This is a genomic window from Type-C symbiont of Plautia stali (assembly GCF_059730935.1).
In genome coordinates this window covers 2,047,658-2,067,605 of the sequence record NZ_AP035923.1, presented here as the reverse complement: position 1 = coordinate 2,067,605, position 19,948 = coordinate 2,047,658, and the positions used below count along the sequence as shown (strand labels likewise).

The window sequence follows — 19,948 nt, the reverse complement described above, 5'->3', positions numbered from 1 at the left end:
CAATGGATAACGCGGGGCGATGTTGCGCCAATGTAGCGAGCAGATCAACCCTGATTGCGTAAGGAAATACACTTACGCCTGCCAGATTTGGTGCAATACCCGCTGCCAGTTGCCCCAGGCAAGTTGTTCCAGCAATGCCTGATCATAGTTGAGACTGCGCATCAGCGCATACAGCCGCGGCAAACCGGTGACATCTTTAAGCTCTGCGGGCACGCTGATGCCGTCAAAATCCGACCCCAGCGCGACGTGATCGCTTCCCATAATAGTCATCAGATGCTCACAGTGTTTAACAATTTCGATCAAGCCGCCATCATCGTCGCGCTTACCGTCGGCGCGCAGAAAGGCGTTGCCGAAATTAATGCCGACCACGCCACCGCTATCGCGTATCGCCCGCAGCTGGTCGTCGGTAAGGTTGCGCGGCTGCGCGCACAGCGCGTGCGCATTCGAGTGACTGGCGACCAGCGGCGCGGATGAGAGCCGGGCCGTGTCCCAGAATGCTTTTTCATTCATGTGCGACACGTCGATCATCATGCGCTGCTGATTTGCCAGCGTGATCAGCCGCTCGCCGTCGGCGGTCAGTCCCGGACCGCTATCCGGCGAACCGGGAAACGCGCCAGTGACGCCAGCGCCAAAGCGATTTTCCAGATTCCAGAACGGACCGATGCTGCGCACGCCCGCCTGCCAGAAGGCGGCAAGGTCGGCGCCGTCGCCGTCAAAACCGTCCGCGCCCTCAATGTGCGCCACCATCGCCAGCACGCCGTCGCGCCGGCAGGCGGCGATATCGGCGGTGCTGAGGCACAGGCGCGCCCGGCCGTCAGAACGGGCAACCAGCGTTTTCAGAATCTCCAGCTGCTGCCACAGGATCTCCAGCGGCTGCCACGCTTCACCGGCCAGCTGAGGTGCTACTTCGCTGACGTAGCGCTGCGGCGGCACAAACAGCGCAAACAATCCGCCGGAAAAGCCGCCCTGCTGCATGCGCGGAAAATCGAGGTGTCCTTTTTCGATACCGGTAAAGAAGGCAGTGGCCGGATCGTCGCGATGATGCAACCACAGGTTGAGCAACAGGTCATTATGACCATCAAAGGTTTTGATTAACATTGGGTTATCCGCCACGGATTTGATGCCGCCATGCTACGCGCATCCCGCCTGTTCGCCAAATACCGGCGCACAAAGGGTTACTGTTGTGCCACCTGCAGACCGCGATAAAAGGTCGGCTTGACATCGAGTGGCTGAGTAATCAGGCCGTACTTTTGATAAAAGTCGGCGGTTTCCTGCTGCTGTTGTACGGTGTGGTCGTCAATGCTCTGCCAGTGTGACTGACGTCGGGCAAAAGATTTGGCGGCAGCCTCCTGAGGAAAACCGATGATTTTCGCCAGCCTGGCGGAATACGCCTCAACGTGGCGATTGGCCCAGCGGTCAGCGGCCGCCAGCCGGTTAATATAATCCTGCAGCGCCGCACGTTTACTGGCGTCACTCAGTGCCGCATCGGTGGCGGCGAGGAAGCTGTTGCCGCTGGAGAGCCCCACGCCGTTGATTAGCACGCGCCCGGTATGCGTCACTTCTGCCAGCGCGGTGTAAGGATCCCAGGTTGCCCACGCATCGACGGAGCCACTCGCCAGCGCAATGCGCGCATCGGCAGGCGTGAGAAAGCGCCAGCTGACTGCTTTATCGCTCAGCCCGGCACTTTCCAGCGCTTTCAGCGCGATAAAATGACCGATCGACCCGCGCCCGGTAGCGATACGTTTACCGCGCAGATCCCGCGGCGTTTTGATGAGTGAGTCCGGCGCAACCAGCACCGCCAGCCCGGCCGGGGTGGATTTGCTGACGGCCACCGCTTTAACCTGCGAACCTGCGGCCAGCGAGAACAGCAGCGGCGCATCACCAATAATACCGGCATCAACCGCCCCGGCATTCAGGGCTTCGGCCAGCGGAGCGGCGGCCGGAAATTCCGCCCATTCGATACGGTAGGAGAGATCGTTGAGCTGCTGCGCTGCTTCCAGCTCGGCGCGCATGTTGCCCTTTTGATCGGCAATGCGCAGGGTAACGCCGTGAGCCGCGACGCTGCCGCTGGCCAGTAACAGCATCGTTAAAGTCACTCTTTTCATTATCATTTCTCTGCAGATGAAAAGCCCAGACTACCCTGCGCGTAACAAATGACCGATGCCGATTTCGCATGAGGATTGCCGGAAGGAACATAACGATGCGCGGCTGACGATGGCGCAAAAAAAAGCCCGCAACACGAGGTGCGGGCAACGTAATACTGGAAGCAATGTGAGCAATGTCGTGCTCTTCTTCGGTAGAGCCACCGTCGAAGCGCAGAAGAATAATAATCATTCCTATTATCATCTGTAAAGCTCTAATTGAGAATTTTTCTCATTTCCACACTAAGGTTGTGCTTACCACCGTTGCCCGCTGGGTAAAAAAAGCGCAGATACGCGGCGGATTTGGGGAGTACGCTTGCTTTGCGATACACTCTCGCTATTGCCCGAGAATCGTTGAGTTCTATGCCAAAATTATTCCCCGCGCTGCTGCTTGGTCTCAGCGTCCTGAGTGCCTCTGCGCTCGCCGCGCCCGCGGACTCTATCCGCCACAGCGGCTTTGTTTATTGCGTGAACGGCACGGTTAACACCTTCAACCCGCAGATGGTCAGCAGCGGGCTGGTGGTCGATACGCTGGCGGCACAGTTGTATGACCGCCTGCTCGACGTCGACCCTTATACCTATCGCCTGATCCCCGATCTGGCGCAGAGCTGGGAAGTGCGCGATAACGGCGCGACTTACCGCTTCCACTTGCGCAAAGATGTTTCGTTCCAGCATACCAACTGGTTTACGCCGACGCGCAAAATGAACGCCGACGACGTGGTCTTCAGCTTTGCCCGCATGTTCGATCGCCAGCATCCGTGGCATAACGTCAACGGCGGCAGCTATCCCTACTTCGACAGCCTGCAGTTTGCCGACTCGGTGCAGAGCGTGAAGAAGCTGGATAACGACACGGTAGAGATCCGCCTCAACAGCCCGGACGCTTCGTTCCTGTGGCATATCGCCACCCACTACGCGCCGGTGTTGTCGCAGGAGTACGCCAGCCAGCTGAGCGCGGCAGGCCAGCAGGAACAGCTGGATCGCCAGCCGGTGGGCACCGGCCCGTTCCAGCTGAGTGAGTACCGCACCGGGCAATATCTGCGTCTGGCGCGCAATCCGCACTACTGGAAAGGCGTGCCGCGTCTGCAACAGGTGGTGATCGACCTCGGCGTGGGCGGCACTGGCCGCCTGTCGAAATTGCTGACCGGCGAATGTGACGTACTGGCCTACCCGGCCGCCAGCCAGCTGTCGATTCTGCGCGACGATCCGCGCCTGCGCATGACGCTGCGTCCTGGCATGAACATCGCCTATCTGGCGTTTAACACCCGCAAACCGCCGCTCGACCGGCCGGAAGTGCGCCACGCGCTGGCGCTGGCAATCAACAACGAGCGGCTGATGGAGTCGATTTATTACGGCACGGCGGAAACCGCAGCCTCTATTCTGCCGCGCGCCTCGTGGGCTTACGATAATGATGCGCGCGTGACGGAATACAATCCGGCAAAAGCGCGTGAAGCATTAAAAGCGCTGGGCATTGAAGATTTGCATCTGCGCCTGGTGGTGCCGACCACCTCGATGTCGTGGAACCCCAGCCCGCTTAAAACCGCCGAGCTGTTGCAGGCGGATCTGGCGCAGGTGGGCGTGCGCGTCACCATCGCGCCAGTCGAGGGGCGTTTTCAGGAAGCACAGCTGATGGCCATGAATCACGATTTAACCCTGACCGGCTGGGCCACCGACAGTAACGATCCGGACAGTTTCTTCCGCCCGTTGCTGAGTTGCGCGGCGATTCGTTCGCAGACCAACTACGCGCACTGGTGTTCGCCCGCGTTTGATGAGGCGCTGCAGCGCGCGCTGCTGTCGCAGCAGCTGTCGGCGCGTATCGACAGCTACGATCGCGCCCAGCAGATGCTGGCGCAGGCGCTGCCGGTGCTGCCGCTGGCGTCATCGCTGCGCCTGCAGGCTTACCGGCACGATATTAAAGGCCTGGTGCTGAGTCCCTTCGGTAATGCCTCGTTCGCCGGGGTTTACCGCGATGAGCACGGCGAGGAGTAAGCATGATCATCTATCTGTTGCGGCGCCTGCTGTTGTTGATCATCACCCTGTTCTTACTCTCGCTGGTGAGTTTCAGCCTGAGCTATTTCACGCCTAACGCGCCGCTGGAAGGCGCCTCGCTGTTCGATGCCTGGTGGTTCTGGTTTAAAGGGCTGCTGCAGTTTGATTTCGGTGTCTCCAGTACCAACGGTCAGGCAATTGATATACAGCTGCGCGAGGTGTTTCCCGCCACGCTGGAACTGTGCGTGCTGGCGTTTATGCTGGCGCTGCTGGTTGGTATTCCGCTCGGCATCTGCGCCGGCGTAATGCGCAATAAATGGCAGGATAAAGCCATCAGCGCGCTGGCGCTGCTGGGCTTCTCAATGCCAGTGTTCTGGCTGGCGCTGCTGTTTACCCTGCTGTTTTCGCTGACGCTGGGCTGGCTGCCGGTTTCCGGCCGTTTCGACCTGCTCTATCCGGTGCAGAACATTACTGGTTTTGCCCTGATTGACGCCTGGCTTAGCCCTTCACCGTGGCGGCACGAAATGCTGGTCAGTGCGCTGACGCACCTGATTCTGCCGGTGATCGTGCTGGCTGTGGCACCGACCACCGAAGTGATTCGCCTGCTGCGCAACAGCACCAGCGACGTGATGGATAAAAATTACGTCAAGGCAGCGGCAACGCGCGGCTTGTCGCGCTTCACCGTGATTCGCCGTCACGTGTTGCACAACGCACTGCCGCCGGTGATCCCGCGTCTTGGCCTGCAATTCTCCACCATGCTGACGCTGGCGATGATCACCGAAGTGGTGTTCAACTGGCCCGGACTGGGGCGCTGGCTGATTAACGCCATCCGTCAGCAGGATTACGCGGCGATCTCCGCAGGCGTGATGGTGGTTGGCGGGCTGGTGATTCTGGTCAGCGTACTGTCGGATATTATCGGTGCGGCGCTCAATCCGCTGAAACACAAGGAGTGGTATGCCCTCAGATAACATTTACGCCGAGAAGCGGCTGCCGAGTGCGTTTCGCCTCAGCTGGCAGCGCTTTTATCGCGATACCAGCGCCATGATTGGCCTGTACGGCTTCGGCATCCTGCTGTTTCTCTGCCTGTTCGGCGGGCTGCTGTCCCCTTACGGTATCGACCAGCAGTTCCTCGGCTATCAGCTGTTGCCGCCGTCGTGGTCGCGCTACGGAGATGTCTCCTTCTTTCTCGGTACTGACGATCTCGGGCGCGATGTGCTAAGCCGTTTACTGAGCGGCGTGGCACCGACGGTTGGCTCTGCGCTGCTGGTTACGGTGCTGGCAGCAATCTGCGCGCTGCTGCTGGGCGTGCTGGCGGGGATAACCCACGGTTTGCGCTCGGCGGTGATGAATCACGTGCTGGATACGCTGCTGTCGATTCCCTCTCTGCTGCTGGCGATTATCGTGGTGGCCTTTCTTGGCCCGCGGCTGGAGCATGCGATGCTGGCGGTACTGCTGGCGCTGATCCCGCGTCTGGTGCGCGAAATCTACACGGCAGTGCATGACGAGATGGAAAAAGAGTATGTGGTGGCGCTGCGGCTGGATGGTGCGCGCAACCTGAATATTCTGTGGAATGCGGTGCTGCCAAACGTTCTGCCGCTGCTGGTCAGTGAATTTACCCGCTCGCTGTCAATGGCGATCCTCGACATCGCCGCGCTCGGCTTTCTTGACCTCGGCGCGCAGCTGCCCTCGCCCGAATGGGGTGCGATGCTGGGTGACGCGCTGGAGCTTATTTACGTGGCGCCGTGGACGGTGATGCTGCCGGGTGCCGCGCTGATGATAAGCGTATTGATTGTTAACCTGCTGGGCGATGGCATCCGTCGCGCCGTCGCTGCGGGAGTGGAATAATGCCGTTACTGGACATCCGAAATCTGACCATAGAATTCATGACCGCTGAAGGTCCGGTGAAAGCAGTCGATCGCATCAATCTGACGCTAAACGAAGGCGAAGTGCGTGGCCTGGTGGGTGAATCCGGCTCAGGGAAAAGTCTGGTGGCGAAAGCCATCTGCGGCGTGACCAAAGATAACTGGCGTGTCACCGCCGACCGCATGGTGTTCGATGATATCGATCTGCTGCGCCTGTCGCCGCGCGAACGGCGGCGCATCGTTGGCCATAACGTGTCGATGATTTTTCAGGAGCCGCAATCCTGTCTCGATCCTTCTGAAAGTGTCGGCCGCCAGCTGATGCAGGCCATTCCACGCTGGACCTTTAAAGGCCGCTGGTATCAGCGCCTGTGGTTCTGGCGCAAAGAGCGCGCCATTGAGCTGCTGCACCGCGTCGGCATTAAAGATCACAAAGACATTATGCGCAGCTTTCCGTATGAGCTGACCGAGGGCGAATGTCAGAAGGTGATGATCGCCATCGCGCTGGCCAATCAGCCGCGCCTGCTGATTGCCGATGAGCCAACCAATGCCATGGAGCCCACCACCCAGGCACAGATTTTCCGTCTGCTGAGCCGCCTCAATCAGAATAACAACACCACGATTTTGCTGATCAGCCATGACCTGCGCACCATGAGTCAGTGGGCGGACCGCATTAACGTGATGTACTGCGGACAAACGGTGGAAACCGCGCAGAGTGACGATCTGATGGAAACGCCGCACCATCCGTATACGCAGGCGCTGATCCGCGCCATGCCCGACTTTGGCCGCGCGCTGCCGCATAAAAGCCGCCTGAATACGCTGTCCGGCGCGATACCGTCGCTGGAACATCTGCCGATTGGCTGCCGTCTCGGTCCGCGCTGCCCTTACGCGCAGCGTAAATGCATCGAAACGCCGCGCCTGAGCGGCAGCAAAGCGCATCTTTACGCCTGTCACTTCCCGCTGAATATGGAGAGCCAATAATGGAAACCCTGCTGGAAGTGCGCAACCTGAGCAAAACCTACCGCTACCGCACCGGGCTGTTCCGGCGCCAGCATGTTGAAGCGGTGAAAAACGTCAGTTTTACCCTGCGCGAAAAGCAGACGCTGGCCATTATCGGCGAGAACGGTTCGGGCAAATCCACGCTGGCGAAGATGCTGAGCGGCATGGTGGCGCCAAGCGAAGGTGAGATGCTGATCGACGATCACCCGCTTAGCTACGGTGATTACGGCTACCGCAGCCAGCGGATTCGCATGATTTTTCAGGATCCGTCAACGTCGCTCAATCCGCGCCAGCGCGTCAGCCAGATCCTCGATTTTCCGCTGCGGCTGAATACCGGGCTTGATGATGAAGCACGCGAAAAGCGCATTATTGCCACGCTGCGTCAGGTCGGGCTGCTGCGCGACCACGCCGGCTACTATCCGCACATGCTGGCGCCCGGCCAGAAGCAGCGTCTGGCGCTGGCGCGTGCGCTGATTCTGCAGCCGAAGGTGATTGTCGCCGATGAAGCCCTCGCCTCGCTGGACATGACCATGCGTTCGCAGCTGGTGAACCTGATGCTGGAGCTGCAGGAGAAACACGGCATCGCCTATATTTATGTTACTCAGCATCTTGGCATGATGAAGCACATCAGCGATCAGGTGCTGGTGATGCATCAGGGTGAAGTAGTGGAGCGCGGTGGCACCGCTGACGTGCTGGCCTCGCCGCTGCACGACTTAACCAAACGGCTGATTGCCAGCCATTTTGGCGAAGCGTTAACCGCCGAGGCCTGGCGGCGCGAGCGTTGAGTGCTACGGCCGTAGCGGAAAACGCGGCGCGATTTACCCCATTTGATACAGACGTGCTAGAATCCGCACGTCGATTAACGTCGGTCGCACAATTTTTAATCATCGCGACCGCCAACAACAATGACCATAAGGATTACAGCTATGGGTTTTCTTTCCGGTAAGCGCATTCTGATTACTGGCGTTGCCAGTAAACTTTCCATCGCCTACGGTATTGCGCAGGCGATGCACAAACAGGGCGCAGAACTGGCTTTCACCTACCAGAACGACAAACTGAAAGGTCGCGTGGAAGAGTTCGCTAAAGAACTGGGTTCAGACATTGTTCTGCCGTGCGATGTGGCAGAAGACGAGAGCATCACTGCCCTGTTCACTGAACTGGCAAAAACCTGGCCGAAATTTGACGGCTTTGTTCACTCCATCGGCTTCGCCCCGGGCGACCAGCTGGATGGCGACTATGTGAACGCCGTTACCCGTGAAGGCTTCAAAATCGCGCACGACATCAGCGCCTACAGCTTTGTGGCGATGGCCAAAGAGTGCCGCGCGATGCTGAACCCGAACGCAGCACTGCTGACCCTCTCTTACCTGGGTGCAGAGCGCGCTATCCCGAACTACAACGTGATGGGTCTGGCGAAAGCGTCGCTGGAAGCCAACGTGCGTTACATGGCGAATGCGATGGGTCCGGAAGGCGTGCGTGTTAACGCCGTGTCTGCTGGTCCAATCCGTACCCTGGCCGCATCAGGCATCAAAGATTTCCGTAAGATGCTGGCACACTGCGAAGCGGTTACCCCGATTCGCCGCACCGTCACCATCGAAGACGTGGGTAACTCTGCGGCCTTCCTGTGTTCAGACCTGGCGGGTGGTATCACCGGTGAAGTGGTGCACGTGGATGGCGGCTTCAGCATTGCCGCGATGAACGAGCTGGAACTGAAATAAGTTCTGCGGGCGAGCCAGGTGCTCGCCCTTTTTCTTTTCTCTCCCCGCCTTATAGCCACACGCTATTAATTATTCCCCATCATTCTTTTGCCGTGGACAGCCGTTCAGCGACGATAAGCTAGCCCTTGAGTGGCGATGCGCTTTTCAGATTTGCCCGTTGTGCACTCAGTCCGTTTTTTGCGAAAGGAATGACCATGGAACACCGCCGTTCTCCCGGCCATGACCACTGGTTTTATGAAAGCCAGACTCGCCCGCATACGTCCGCTACTGCTCCCCTGGTTCCCGAAGCCGCTCATATTGATGACCGTTTTCTGCTCGGCCTGCAGCAGGAAGCCAGCGCCCTGCAGCCGCTGCTGCAGCACTTTCAGCCAGTGCTACAGGCGGCACGTGACCTGAGCCATACCCTGCTGCCCGATGCGGTCAGCACCTCGCTGACCCACACGCTAACGCTGTACGATCGTCTCAGCACCGCACTCACGGTGGCACAGGTGGCTGGCGTGCAGCGGCTGTGCAATCACTACTCGGCGCGGCTTAATCCGCTGCCGGGACCGGATTCTTCGCGCGAAAGCAATAATCGCCTGACGCAAATCACGCAGTATGCGCGCCAGCTGGCGATGCAGCCGGAGCTGATTACCGCCAGCAGCATCAGCGCGCTGGATGCGGTAGGCCTGACTGAACCCGATATCGTTACGCTCAACCAGCTAGTAGGCTACGTCAGCTATCAGGCGCGCGTGGTCGCCGCGCTTCAGGCGATGATGGGCCTGCCGGTGCGCTGGATCCCTGGTGTCACGCCGCCCGCCGACGCCGATGCGGCGCTGTTCAGTCAGGCCGTTGCCTGGCAGCACGCCATCAAGCCGGTTGAGCTGCGCTATGCCAGCGCTGACCAGCTGGCGGCGGTGACCTTTTGTCAGGGTATGGCCGGACTCGACGACGCCGTCTGGCTGCTGGTGCACGATGCCCAGGCGCTGTATGGCTGGGCGACACTGCGTCAGCGGCTTGAGGCTTATGGTGGGGAAGAGGAACAGCTGGCGCAGGCAGTCAGCGCGCGCGTGCTGGGCTGCCGACGCCAGTTCGCGCAGCTGGCGAACGGCTGGCGCACGCGTTTGCTGCACGATGTGGATCAGGCCAGCGATGACAGCCTGACGCAGCAGATAATCGCGCTGAGCGCCCAGCTTACACGGCTGCCGGAGCGCTTCAGTGCTGCCCATCTGCAGCCGCTGTTAAACGCGGGCTGGGGCAGCGAGCGCCTGTTCACGCTGATGCAGGCGGTGGCATTTGCCAGCTGGCAGGATCGACTGCTGATGGCGCTGGGCGAAGCGCGCTAATCCGCCAGGTGGCGGCGTGCTTCGTCAAAGAAGTGCTGCGACAGCGGCGACGCCCTGCCCGGCTCGGCAATCACCAGCGCCGCCTGACGCCCCATCGGCGCGATATCAATTGGCCGGCGCGCCAGATGGTGCAGCATTTCCGGTAGCAGATGGCCGCAGGGCGACACCATGACGCCCAGGCCAACCTGCGCACTCTGAATCAGCTGCATCACCGAGGCGCTTTCCACAATCACTCGCGGCAGCACGCCGGTTTCACGCAGCTGTCCGTCGAGGTAACGCCGGAAATAGCGCGTGGGCTCGGCCAGGCACAGCGGCTGGCTCGCCAGCGTGTGCAGCGACAGCCGCTCATGCTGCAGCAGCCCGGGGAAATGATCGGGATGGAAAATCGCTTCGACACCGCGATCGTTGAGCAGCGCGGTCTGGAAATGCAGTTCCCGCAGTGACGTCAGCTCAAAAAAGCCGATACCGCCGTCCACGGTGTGGCTGTTAAGCGCTTCCAGCAGTTGATCGGCGCTCATGGCGGAAACGCGGTAGTCGAGCTGTGGATAGCGCGCTTCCACCGCTTTCAGTAATGCTGGCAGCGCCACGCTGCACTGTGGCATCACGCCCAGCCGCAGCGTGCCGTTAACGCCGTGCTTCAGCGACTCCACTTCCAGCTTCAGTCCCTGATACACCGAAACAATTTCGCGCGCCCACGTCAGCACGCGTTCCCCTTCCGGCGTGAAGCCGTCAAAGTTGTTGCTGCGATTGATCAGCGACAGCCCCAGCTCGCGCTCAAGGTTTTTAAGCCGCATTGAGAGCGTGGGCTGGCTGACGAAGCTGGCCTCCGCCGCGCGGCCAAAATGGCGCTCGCGCTCCAGATTGCACAAATAAATCAATTGCTTGATGTCGATTTTCTTATCCACCGTCGAATTTTTATCGCGTTATGGTAGCAAAACTCGTCGCGCCCCAACGCGCACTCAGCGAAGAAATTTCTGCGTTGTCAGGCGGATTGCTCAGGCGGATAGCGGGTGATGTATACGCGGAGACGCGGCGGGTCGCCACCGACCGCGCCCCACATGATTAACGGTACCGCCCGGCATCAGGCGACGCCGAGCGCACTTTTCACCTCATTGGCGATCTTCTCGACCTGCGGCCCGTAAATTACCTGCACATCGTGCTCGCTGACGCGGTTGACGCCGTTGGCACCGGTCGACAGCAGCGTTTGATCCACCACTTCTTTCATCTCTTTAACCCGCACGCGCAGGCGAGTGAAGCAGCAATCGACGTCCTCTATATTGGCCTCACCGCCCAGCCCGCTGATGATCACGCGGGTGCGTTCATCCGCCGCCACCTGCTGCGGTTTGGCTTCCTCTTCGGATTCGCGCCCCGGCGTTTCGACCTGCATCCGGGTAATCACCAGGCGAAAGCCCCAGTAATAGACCGGCGCATAGATGGCGCCCAGCACCAGCGTCCACCACCAGTGGGTTTTGCTGCCGCCAAGAATGCCAAACACCAGCAGATCAATCGCGCCGCCCTGCACGTTACCGATCATCAGGTGCAGCATCGACATCAGCATAAATGACAGGCCGGTCAGCAGCGCGTGCATCACGTACAGCACCGGCGAGACGAAGATGAAGCAGAACTCCAGCGGTTCGGTGATGCCGGTGGTAAACGAGGTCAGCGCGCCGGCCAGCACCAGCGCTTTGACCCGCTGCTTATGTTCAGGTTTGGCAGTGTGATAGATGGCCAGTGCGGCGGCGGGCAGACCGAACATCATCACCGGGATTTTGCCCTGGGCGAGAAACTGCGTGGCGGTACGCACGGTGTCGTCCGGAATCGCGCCGGGATGGGTCAGCGAGGTGTTGAAAATATTCAGCGCGCCGACGATGGTCTGGCCGTCCACCGTCGCCATGCCGCCAATCGGCGTAAAGCGCACGGTTTCATTGAGGATGTGATGCAGGCCGGTTGGGATCAGCAGGCGCTCGCAGGCGCCGAGCAAAAAGGCACCGTACTGACCGCTTTTACCGATCATCTGGCCGACCCACGCAATGCCCTGACCGATGGTTGGCCAGATTAGCGCCAGCAGCACGCCCGTCAGCGGCAGCACCACCACCGTCACGATGGGCACAAAGCGACGCCCGCCAAAAAAGCTGATCGCCGTGGGTAACTGCTGGGTATAGAAGCGGTTGTGCAGCATCACAGTGAGCAGGCCGGCAATCACCCCGCCCAGCACGCTCATGTTGTAGGTAAAAATGCCGAGCATGTCTATGTACTCGGCTGACGTCATCATGGCGCTGGTCTGGTCCATACCCGCCTGCTGCAGCGCCTCGGGCGTGGTGGTGGCCGCCGTCAGCCCTTTCGCCGCCAGCGTGGCGCTGATCCCCACATTCATGGCGATATAGCCAATCACTGCCGCAAACGCGGCGGTGGGTTTCTCCGCTTTGGCCAGCCCAATCGCGCTGGCGACGGCAAAAAATACCGGCAGGTTGGCAAACAGCGCGCCCGCCACTTTACGAATAAAACCTATGATCAACTGCGGCACCTGCAAACTGGCAAATGCTTCACCGGTGATCGCCGGATTCTGCAACGCGGCGGCCAGACCGAGAAAAATACCGGCGGCAGCAATGACGGAGATCGGCATCATTAAGGCTTTGCCGAATGCGTGAACCTGACTGGCAAGTTGCTTCATGGAGCGCGCCCTTTTGCTAACGGAAAGAGCAATTATTAGCCACTATTTGGCCGCACACTTACCCGCCGGCGCGCGGCAGCCGATAATTTATGATGGCGATCACGCTTTCACCCCTGGTGCGCGATAAACGTTAACTATCGCACCATTAAGTCAATCAATTAGACAACTTTTGCCGTCAGTCGCACACTTCTCACCAACAGAAGTCATATTCTGATAACAATTCATAAACAATAAGCCTGCGACTATCATGAAATTTAAACGTAAGATTCAGCCCTATCGCGCCGCTGCGGGCGGCTGGGGCTCGCTGGAAGCCACCACCCGTTTTGTCCTTGACAGTAAAGCCGCCCTGAAAAACATGCGTAACCTGATGCGCATGAACAAAGCGCGCGGCTTTGACTGCCCGGGCTGTGCCTGGGGCGATGATAACAAGAGCACTTTCAGCTTCTGTGAAAACGGCGCGAAAGCCGTGACCTGGGAAGCGACACGCCGCGTCGTCGAGCCAGAATTTTTTGCCCAACACAGCGTCAGCACCCTGTATCAGCAGAGCGACTATTTCCTCGAGTATCAGGGCCGCCTGACCCACCCGATGCGCTACAACAGCGCGACCGATCACTATGAGCCGATTAGCTGGGATGACGCCTTTGCGCTGATCGCGCAGCATTTGCAGGCAATGGATCATCCGGATCAGCTCGAGCTGTACACTTCCGGTCGCGCCAGCAATGAAGCCTCGTGGCTGTACCAGCTGTTTGGCCGCGTGCTGGGCACCAACAATTTCCCTGACTGCTCCAACATGTGTCACGAAGCCAGCGGCACCGGACTGAAACGCAGCATTGGCGTCGGTAAAGGCACCATTCGCCTGGACGATTTCGACCACGCTGATGCGATTTTTGTCTTTGGCCAGAACCCCGGCACCAACCATCCGCGCATGCTGCACAGCCTGCGTCACGCCGCCGATCACGGCGCCAGAATCGTGACCTTCAATACCCTGCGTGAGCGCGGCCTGGAACGTTTTGCCGATCCGCAGAAGCCGCTGGAAGTGGTGACGTCGATGGCCGGCAACATCAGTTCTGCCTATTATCAGCCCAACCTCGGCGGCGATATGGCGGCGGTGCGCGGCATGGTCAAAGCGCTACTGGAAGAGCAGCGTAAACGGCTGGCCGCCGGTGAAAAAGGCATATTCGATCAGGCCTTTATTGACGCCAACACCCAGGGCGTTGAGCAGTATCTGGCGGCCGTCGACGAGACCCGCTGGGAGCAGATTGTGCAGCAGTCGGGCCTGAGCGAAGCGCAGATTCGCGAAGCCGCCGCCATTTACCAGAGCGCCGAACGGGTGATCATCACCTGGGCGATGGGCATTACTCAGCACAAACACTCGGTCGATACCGTACGGGAAATCGTTAACCTGCAGCTGCTGTTTGGCCAGCTCGGCAAACAAGGCGCGGGTCTGTGTCCGGTGCGCGGCCACAGTAACGTGCAGGGCAACCGCACCATGGGCATCGACGAGAAACCGTCGAAAGCGTTCCTCGATGCACTGGGCGCACATTTTGCTTTTGAACCGCCGCGCGAGCACGGTCATAACACGGTTGAAGCGCTTAACGCCATGCTGCGTGATGAAGTCAAAGTGCTGATTGCGCTGGGCGGTAACCTCGCCGCGGCGGCGCCGGACTCACCGGTTACCGAAGAAGCGCTGCAGCATTGTGGTCTGACGGTACACATCAGCACCAAGCTGAACCGCAGCCATCTGGTACCGGGCCACGAAGGCCTGATTCTGCCGACGCTGGGCCGTACCGAGCGCGATCGCCAGGCCAGCGGCAACCAGTTCATCACCGTGGAAGATTCGTTCAGCATGGTGCATGCCTCAGAAGGTGTCGGCATTCCGCTGGCGGAGACGCAGCGTTCGGAAACAGCCATTGTGGCCGGTATCGCGCACGCGACGCTGGGCAGCGACCACATCGACTGGCTCGGCATGGCCGCTGATTACAACGTCATTCGCGATCACATTGCGGCGACCATCCCCGGCTTCGCTGATTTTAACCGTCAGTGTGATATTCCCGGCGGCTTTTACCTCGGTAACGCTGCCGCAGAACTGCGTTTCAATACGCCATCGCGTCAGGCAGAATTCAGCGCGGCGGCACTGCCGACCTCGCTGTTCCCGCAGCTGGGCAATGACGTTGAAGTGCCGTTCACGTTGCAGACGCTGCGCTCGCATGACCAGTACAACACCACCATTTATGGCCTGGATGACCGCTATCGCGGCGTGTACGGTCAGCGTGAAGTGGTGTTTATCCACCCGGACGACATGGTGTCCCTCGGTTTCAGCGAAGGGCAGCTGGTTGACATTGAAACCCTGTGGAATGACGGTCTGACGCGTCGCGTCAGCGGCTTTAAGCTGGTGCCGTATAATATTCCGCGCGGTAACCTCGCCGCCTACTATCCGGAGACCAATCCGCTGGTACCGCTCTCCAGCTACGGTGACGGCAGCGGTACGCCCACCTCCAAATCGGTACCGGTGAAGCTGGCGCTGACCGCCGCCGCGCCTACCCAGCGTATCGCCTGAGTTCTGTGCGTTACCAGAAAGTAAAAAGCCGCGTAAAGCGGCTTTTTCGCCTGTTTTAGCCTTGCCGCGCGGACCTGATTCGCGTAAAACTGTCCACCGCTCTTAGGCCACGAAACTAAATATATTATGTTCCAGGATAACCCGCTGCTCGCGCAGCTGAAAGAGAAGCTTCACGCGCAGACCCCGCGCGCCGAAGGTGTTGTGAAAGGCACGGAAAAAGGCTTTGGCTTCCTCGAAGTTGACGCTCAGAAAAGCTACTTCATTCCCCCTCCGCAGATGAAGAAAGTGATGCACGGCGACCGCATTTCCGCCGTGATCCACACTGATAAAGACCGCGAGAGCGCGGAGCCGGAAACCCTGATTGAGCCGTTCCTGACGCGCTTTGTCGGCCGCGTGCAGAAAAAAGATGACCGCCTGTCTATCGTGCCGGATCATCCGCTGCTGAAAGACGCGATTCAGTGCCGTGCGGTGCGTGGCCTGACCCACGATTTCCAGAACGGTGACTGGGCCGTGGCAGAGATGCGCCGCCATCCGCTGAAAGGCGATCGCGGGTTCTATGCCGAACTGACCGAATTTGTTGTCACCGCGGACGATCACCTCGCGCCGTGGTGGGTCACGCTGTCGCGCCACAATCTGGAGCGCGAAGCGCTGGAAGTGGGCTTTGGCGAGATGCTGGACGAACAGCTGCAGCGTGAAGATCTCACCGCGCTGAACTTTGTCACCATCGACAGCGCCAGCACCGAAGATATGGACGATGCGCTGTATGTTGAAGAGCTGGCAGAAGGCAAGCTGGCGCTGACCATCGCCATTGCCGACCCGACCGCTTACGTTGCTGCTGGCAGCGAACTCGACCAGCTGGCCTCCAGACGCGCCTTCACCAACTATCTGCCGGGCTTTAACATCCCGATGCTGCCGCGCGAACTGTCAGATGATGTCTGCTCGCTGCGCCCTAACGTCAGGCGTCCGGCGCTGGTGTGTCGCGTCACTGTGCTGCCGGATGGCAGCCTGGCTGACGATGCCCACTTCTTTGCCGCGTGGATCGAATCCAAAGCCAAGCTGGTGTACGACGAAGTGTCGGACTGGCTGGAGAACAGCGGCAGCTGGCAGCCGGAAAATGACACCATCGCGCAGCAGATTCGCCTGCTGCATCGCCTGTGCCTGGCGCGCGGCGAGTGGCGTCAGACGCACGCGCTGGTGTTCAAAGATCGCCCTGACTACCGCTTCGTGCTGGGTGAGAAAGGCGAAGTGCTGGATATTATTGCGGAACCGCGCCGCATCGCTAACCGCATCGTGGAAGAAGCGATGATCCTCGCTAACGTCTGCGCCGCTAAAGTGCTGCAGGAGAAGCTTGGCTTCGGTATCTACAACCTGCACACCGGTTTCGACCAGGCGAACGCGGAACAGGCGGCTGGCGTGCTGGCTGGTCACGGTATCACGGTTGATCCGCAGGCCATTACCACGCTGGAAGGCTTCCGTCAGCTGCGTCGTCAGCTTGATGCGCAGCCAACCCAGTATCTCGACAGCCGCATTCGTCGTTTCCAGAGTTTCGCCGAAATCAGCACCGAACCGGGCCCGCACTTTGGCCTCGGCCTCGACGCCTACGCGACCTGGACGTCACCGATTCGTAAATTCGGCGACATGATCAACCATCGTCTGCTGAAGGCTATCGTGCGCGGCGAAAGCATTGCGCGGCCACAGGATGACGTGACCCTGATCATGAGTGAGCGTCGCCGTCTCAACCGCATGGCCGAGCGCGATGTCGGTGACTGGCTGTACGCGCGCTTCCTCGCGCCGTTTGCCGGCACTGACCGTAAATTCAGCGCGGAGATCATCGACGTTTCGCGCGGCGGCATGCGCGTGCGCCTGCTGGAGAACGGTGCGGTCGCCTTTATCCCTGCCCCGTTCATTCACGCCGTGCGTGACGAACTGGTGTGCTCGCAGGAGAGCGGCACCGTGCAGATCAAAGGTGAAGTGGCCTATCGCGTGACCGATGTGATTGATGTGACCATCGCCGAAGTGCGCATGGAAACACGCAGCGTGGTGGCCCGTCCGGCCGCCTGAGCATGAAATCGTGCGGGATAACAGCCGTTATCCCGCATTTTTCCCCGCCCGCCCCAGCAGTTGTTAAATTTGTTTCCCGCTTCACACTTCTGATCCGATTCCCTGTCGTTAACAATTCATTACATTACTTTTAACTTGTTGTATTCCGATCGCCTTTTTCCCGGTCCCTACAAGGAGTTAACTCATGAACAACGTCAGAACCGGATTGATCTGGTTAGCGGTGGCGTTAATTGGTGCGGCTGCGTTCGCCATGCTGGCGCTCAGTCGCGGCGAGCACGTTAATGCCGTCTGGCTGGTGATCGCCTCCGTCGCCTGCTATAGCATCGCGTATCGCTTCTACAGCCTGTTTATCGCCAGGCGCATTTTTGAGCTGGACGACCGGCGCCGCACGCCGGCAGAGCGCTTCAATGACGGGCTGGACTATGTTCCTACCAACAAATGGGTGCTGTTTGGCCACCACTTTGCCGCGATCGCCGGTGCCGGTCCGCTGGTCGGGCCGATCCTGGCGGCGCAGATGGGTTTTCTGCCCGGCACCATCTGGATTCTGGTCGGCGTGATGCTGGCCGGCGCGGTGCAGGATTTTCTGGTGCTGTTTATCTCCACGCGCCGGGACGGTCGTTCGCTGGGTGAGATGGCGCGCCAGGAACTGGGCTCGTTCGCCGGCGTGGTCACCATGCTCGGTGCGCTCGGTGTGATGATCATTATTCTCTCCGCGCTGGCGCTGGTGGTGGTGAAAGCGCTGGCTAACAGTCCGTGGGGGCTGTTTACTATCGCCGCCACCATTCCGATTGCCCTGTTCATGGGCGTGTATATGCGCTTTCTGCGTCCGGGTAAAATCGCCGAAGTGTCGATCATCGGCTTTGTGCTGATGATGGCGGCGATCATTTACGGCGGTGACGTGGCGGCCGATCCGTACTGGGGACCGATTTTTACCCTGAAAGGCACCGAGCTGACGTGGGTGCTGGTGATCTACGGTTTTGTTGCCTCGTCGCTGCCGGTGTGGCTGCTGCTGGCACCGCGTGATTACCTCTCCACCTTTTTAAAAATCGGCGTGATCATCGGGCTGGCGGTGGGCATTCTGTTCGCCATGCCGGAACTGAAGATGCCGGCGGTGACGCGCTTTATCGACGGCACGGGGCCGGTGTTCTCCGGTGCGCTGTTCCCGTTCCTGTTTATCACCATCGCCTGCGGCGCAATCTCCGGCTTCCACGCGCTGGTGTCGAGCGGTACCACGCCAAAACTGGTGGAGCGCGAAAGCCATATTCGCTTCATCGGCTATGGCGCCATGCTGATGGAGTCCTTTGTGGCGATCATGGCGCTGATTTGTGCCTCGGTGCTCGATCCTGGCGTCTACTTTGCCATGAACTCACCGGCGGCGCTGATTGGCACCACGGTGGAGAACGCGTCTCAGGTAATTAACGGCTGGGGCTTTGTGGTGACGCCGGAGATGCTGAGCGGTATCGCCGGCGAAGTGGGCGAAAGCACCATTCTCTCCCGCGCCGGTGGCGCACCGACGTTTGCCGTCGGGATGGCGCATATCATCACCGAGGTGTTTAACAGCCGCGCAATGATGGCGTTCTGGTATCACTTCGCCATTCTGTTTGAGGCGCTGTTTATCCTCACCGCCGTGGATGCCGGTACACGCGCCTGCCGTTTTATGGTGCAGGATCTGGTCGGGACCGTGGTACCTTCGCTGGCTAACAACCGCTCGTGGCTCGGGAACATGGCCGGTACCACTGTGGCAGTGGCCGGCTGGGGTTTCTTCGTGTATCAGGGCGTGGTCGATCCGCTCGGCGGCATCAACACCCTGTGGCCGCTGTTCGGTATTGGTAACCAGATGCTGGCGTCGATGGCGCTGATCCTCGGTACCGTGGTGCTGTTCAAAATGAAAAAGCAGCGTTACGCCTGGGTGACGATTGTGCCCACCGCCTGGCTGTTTATCACCTCTATGACCGCCGGCTGGCAGAAAATTTTCCATGAGAAACCGTCAATTGGTTTCCTCGCGCAGGCCAGTAAGTTTCGTAAAGGTCTCGATGAGAGCGTGATTATCGCACCGGCGAAAACCGTGGCCGACATGCAAACCATCGTGTTCAGCAACCAGATCAACGCGGCGCTGTGCGGCTTTTTCATGCTGGTCGCAGTTACCATGCTGATTGCGGCGTTCTTCGTGATCCGGCGCGCGCTGCGCAGTTCAGTGCCGACCACCCATGAGTCGGACGTGTCACTGCGTCAGGAGGTGCGAAATGTCTGAGGCCATTTTACGCTGGAAAAAGCCGCACGCGGGCTGGCAAATTCAGCAGTGCTTACCGCTCGCTGCACGCGCCCCTGCCGCGCCGTGCTCACGCTGGCAGCGTCTGTGGCAGGGATTACAGCAGAGCTTCCGGTTAATGGTGGGCGTGCACGACTATCAAACTTATCTGAAGCATATGCGCGAAAAACATCCGGAACAGACCCCTATGGATGAGCGCGCCTTCCATCGTTACTGCCTGGAGGCGCGTTTTCCCAGCCAGGCGGGCAAACTCGGCAAGTGCCCGTGCTAACCTTTCAGCCCCGGAATCCGGGGCTTTTTCGTGCCATTCTTTAATAAAAACAAAAATATATTCAGTTTGCATCTTGTGCTGGCGCAGGAGGTTG

At 59.5% G+C, this 19,948-nt stretch carries 15 protein-coding genes; 11 read left to right on the top strand and 4 right to left on the bottom strand.

Annotated features, from left to right (window positions below; all coding sequences use genetic code 11):
- Window positions 1-72 precede the first annotated feature (72 nt).
- Window positions 73-1,092: a dipeptidase gene (locus tag AC6I7J_RS09685; protein WP_233210686.1), complete on the bottom strand. Its 1,020-nt coding sequence runs from the start codon at window positions 1,090-1,092 to the stop codon at window positions 73-75.
- Between the two features lie 83 nt (window positions 1,093-1,175).
- The gene (locus AC6I7J_RS09680) at window positions 1,176-2,105 is read right to left on the bottom strand and encodes an ABC transporter substrate-binding protein (RefSeq protein ID WP_132462459.1); all 930 of its coding nucleotides are present in this window, start codon (window positions 2,103-2,105) and stop codon (window positions 1,176-1,178) included.
- A 399-nt stretch (window positions 2,106-2,504) separates the two neighbouring features.
- Here AC6I7J_RS09680 and sapA point away from each other — a divergent pair, with 399 nt between their 5' ends.
- The 7 genes from sapA to AC6I7J_RS09645 all read left to right on the top strand — a co-directional run bounded on the left by sapA (window position 2,505) and on the right by AC6I7J_RS09645 (window position 10,025).
- Entirely contained in the window at window positions 2,505-4,127 is a 1,623-nt protein-coding gene (gene sapA, locus AC6I7J_RS09675; RefSeq protein WP_058758605.1) for an ABC transporter substrate-binding protein SapA, read from the top strand.
- Window positions 4,128-4,129: 2 nt separating this feature from the next.
- A complete protein-coding gene (gene sapB / locus AC6I7J_RS09670; RefSeq protein WP_021505968.1) occupies window positions 4,130-5,095 on the top strand; it encodes a putrescine export ABC transporter permease SapB in 966 nt (321 codons plus the stop codon).
- Complete coding sequence (sapC, locus tag AC6I7J_RS09665) at window positions 5,082-5,972, top strand: putrescine export ABC transporter permease SapC (RefSeq protein ID WP_104092980.1); 891 nt, start codon at window positions 5,082-5,084, stop codon at window positions 5,970-5,972. The genes sapB and sapC overlap by 14 nt, the downstream gene beginning before the upstream one ends.
- Window positions 5,972-6,967, top strand: coding sequence for a putrescine export ABC transporter ATP-binding protein SapD (gene sapD, locus AC6I7J_RS09660; protein WP_058774637.1), 996 nt, complete (start codon window positions 5,972-5,974; stop codon window positions 6,965-6,967). The genes sapC and sapD overlap by 1 nt, the downstream gene beginning before the upstream one ends.
- The gene (sapF, locus tag AC6I7J_RS09655; RefSeq protein WP_059012295.1) at window positions 6,967-7,770 is read left to right on the top strand and encodes a putrescine export ABC transporter ATP-binding protein SapF; all 804 of its coding nucleotides are present in this window, start codon (window positions 6,967-6,969) and stop codon (window positions 7,768-7,770) included. Before sapD ends, sapF begins: the two co-directional genes overlap by 1 nt.
- 141 nt (window positions 7,771-7,911) lie before the next feature.
- The gene (gene fabI / locus AC6I7J_RS09650) at window positions 7,912-8,700 is read left to right on the top strand and encodes an enoyl-ACP reductase FabI (RefSeq protein ID WP_021505963.1); all 789 of its coding nucleotides are present in this window, start codon (window positions 7,912-7,914) and stop codon (window positions 8,698-8,700) included.
- A gap of 194 nt (window positions 8,701-8,894) precedes the next feature.
- Entirely contained in the window at window positions 8,895-10,025 is a 1,131-nt protein-coding gene (locus AC6I7J_RS09645; RefSeq protein WP_498005490.1) for a CMD domain-containing protein, read from the top strand.
- Here the strand turns inward: AC6I7J_RS09645 and AC6I7J_RS09640 are convergent.
- Window positions 10,022-10,918, bottom strand: coding sequence for a LysR family transcriptional regulator (locus AC6I7J_RS09640; protein ID WP_141495600.1), 897 nt, complete (start codon window positions 10,916-10,918; stop codon window positions 10,022-10,024). The genes AC6I7J_RS09645 and AC6I7J_RS09640 overlap by 4 nt on opposite strands.
- A gap of 188 nt (window positions 10,919-11,106) precedes the next feature.
- The gene (locus tag AC6I7J_RS09635; RefSeq protein ID WP_021505960.1) at window positions 11,107-12,696 is read right to left on the bottom strand and encodes a PTS transporter subunit EIIC; all 1,590 of its coding nucleotides are present in this window, start codon (window positions 12,694-12,696) and stop codon (window positions 11,107-11,109) included.
- A gap of 247 nt (window positions 12,697-12,943) precedes the next feature.
- Here AC6I7J_RS09635 and AC6I7J_RS09630 point away from each other — a divergent pair, with 247 nt between their 5' ends.
- The 4 genes from AC6I7J_RS09630 to AC6I7J_RS09615 all read left to right on the top strand — a co-directional run bounded on the left by AC6I7J_RS09630 (window position 12,944) and on the right by AC6I7J_RS09615 (window position 19,854).
- On the top strand, window positions 12,944-15,253 hold the full coding sequence (locus AC6I7J_RS09630; RefSeq protein WP_498005488.1) for an FdhF/YdeP family oxidoreductase: 2,310 nt from the start codon (window positions 12,944-12,946) through the stop codon (window positions 15,251-15,253).
- A gap of 126 nt (window positions 15,254-15,379) precedes the next feature.
- Window positions 15,380-17,314, top strand: coding sequence for an exoribonuclease II (locus AC6I7J_RS09625; protein WP_498005486.1), 1,935 nt, complete (start codon window positions 15,380-15,382; stop codon window positions 17,312-17,314).
- Between the two features lie 184 nt (window positions 17,315-17,498).
- Window positions 17,499-19,565, top strand: coding sequence for a carbon starvation CstA family protein (locus AC6I7J_RS09620; RefSeq protein WP_498005484.1), 2,067 nt, complete (start codon window positions 17,499-17,501; stop codon window positions 19,563-19,565).
- On the top strand, window positions 19,558-19,854 hold the full coding sequence (locus AC6I7J_RS09615; protein WP_477529794.1) for a YbdD/YjiX family protein: 297 nt from the start codon (window positions 19,558-19,560) through the stop codon (window positions 19,852-19,854). Before AC6I7J_RS09620 ends, AC6I7J_RS09615 begins: the two co-directional genes overlap by 8 nt.
- The last annotated feature ends 94 nt before the right edge of the window (window positions 19,855-19,948 follow it).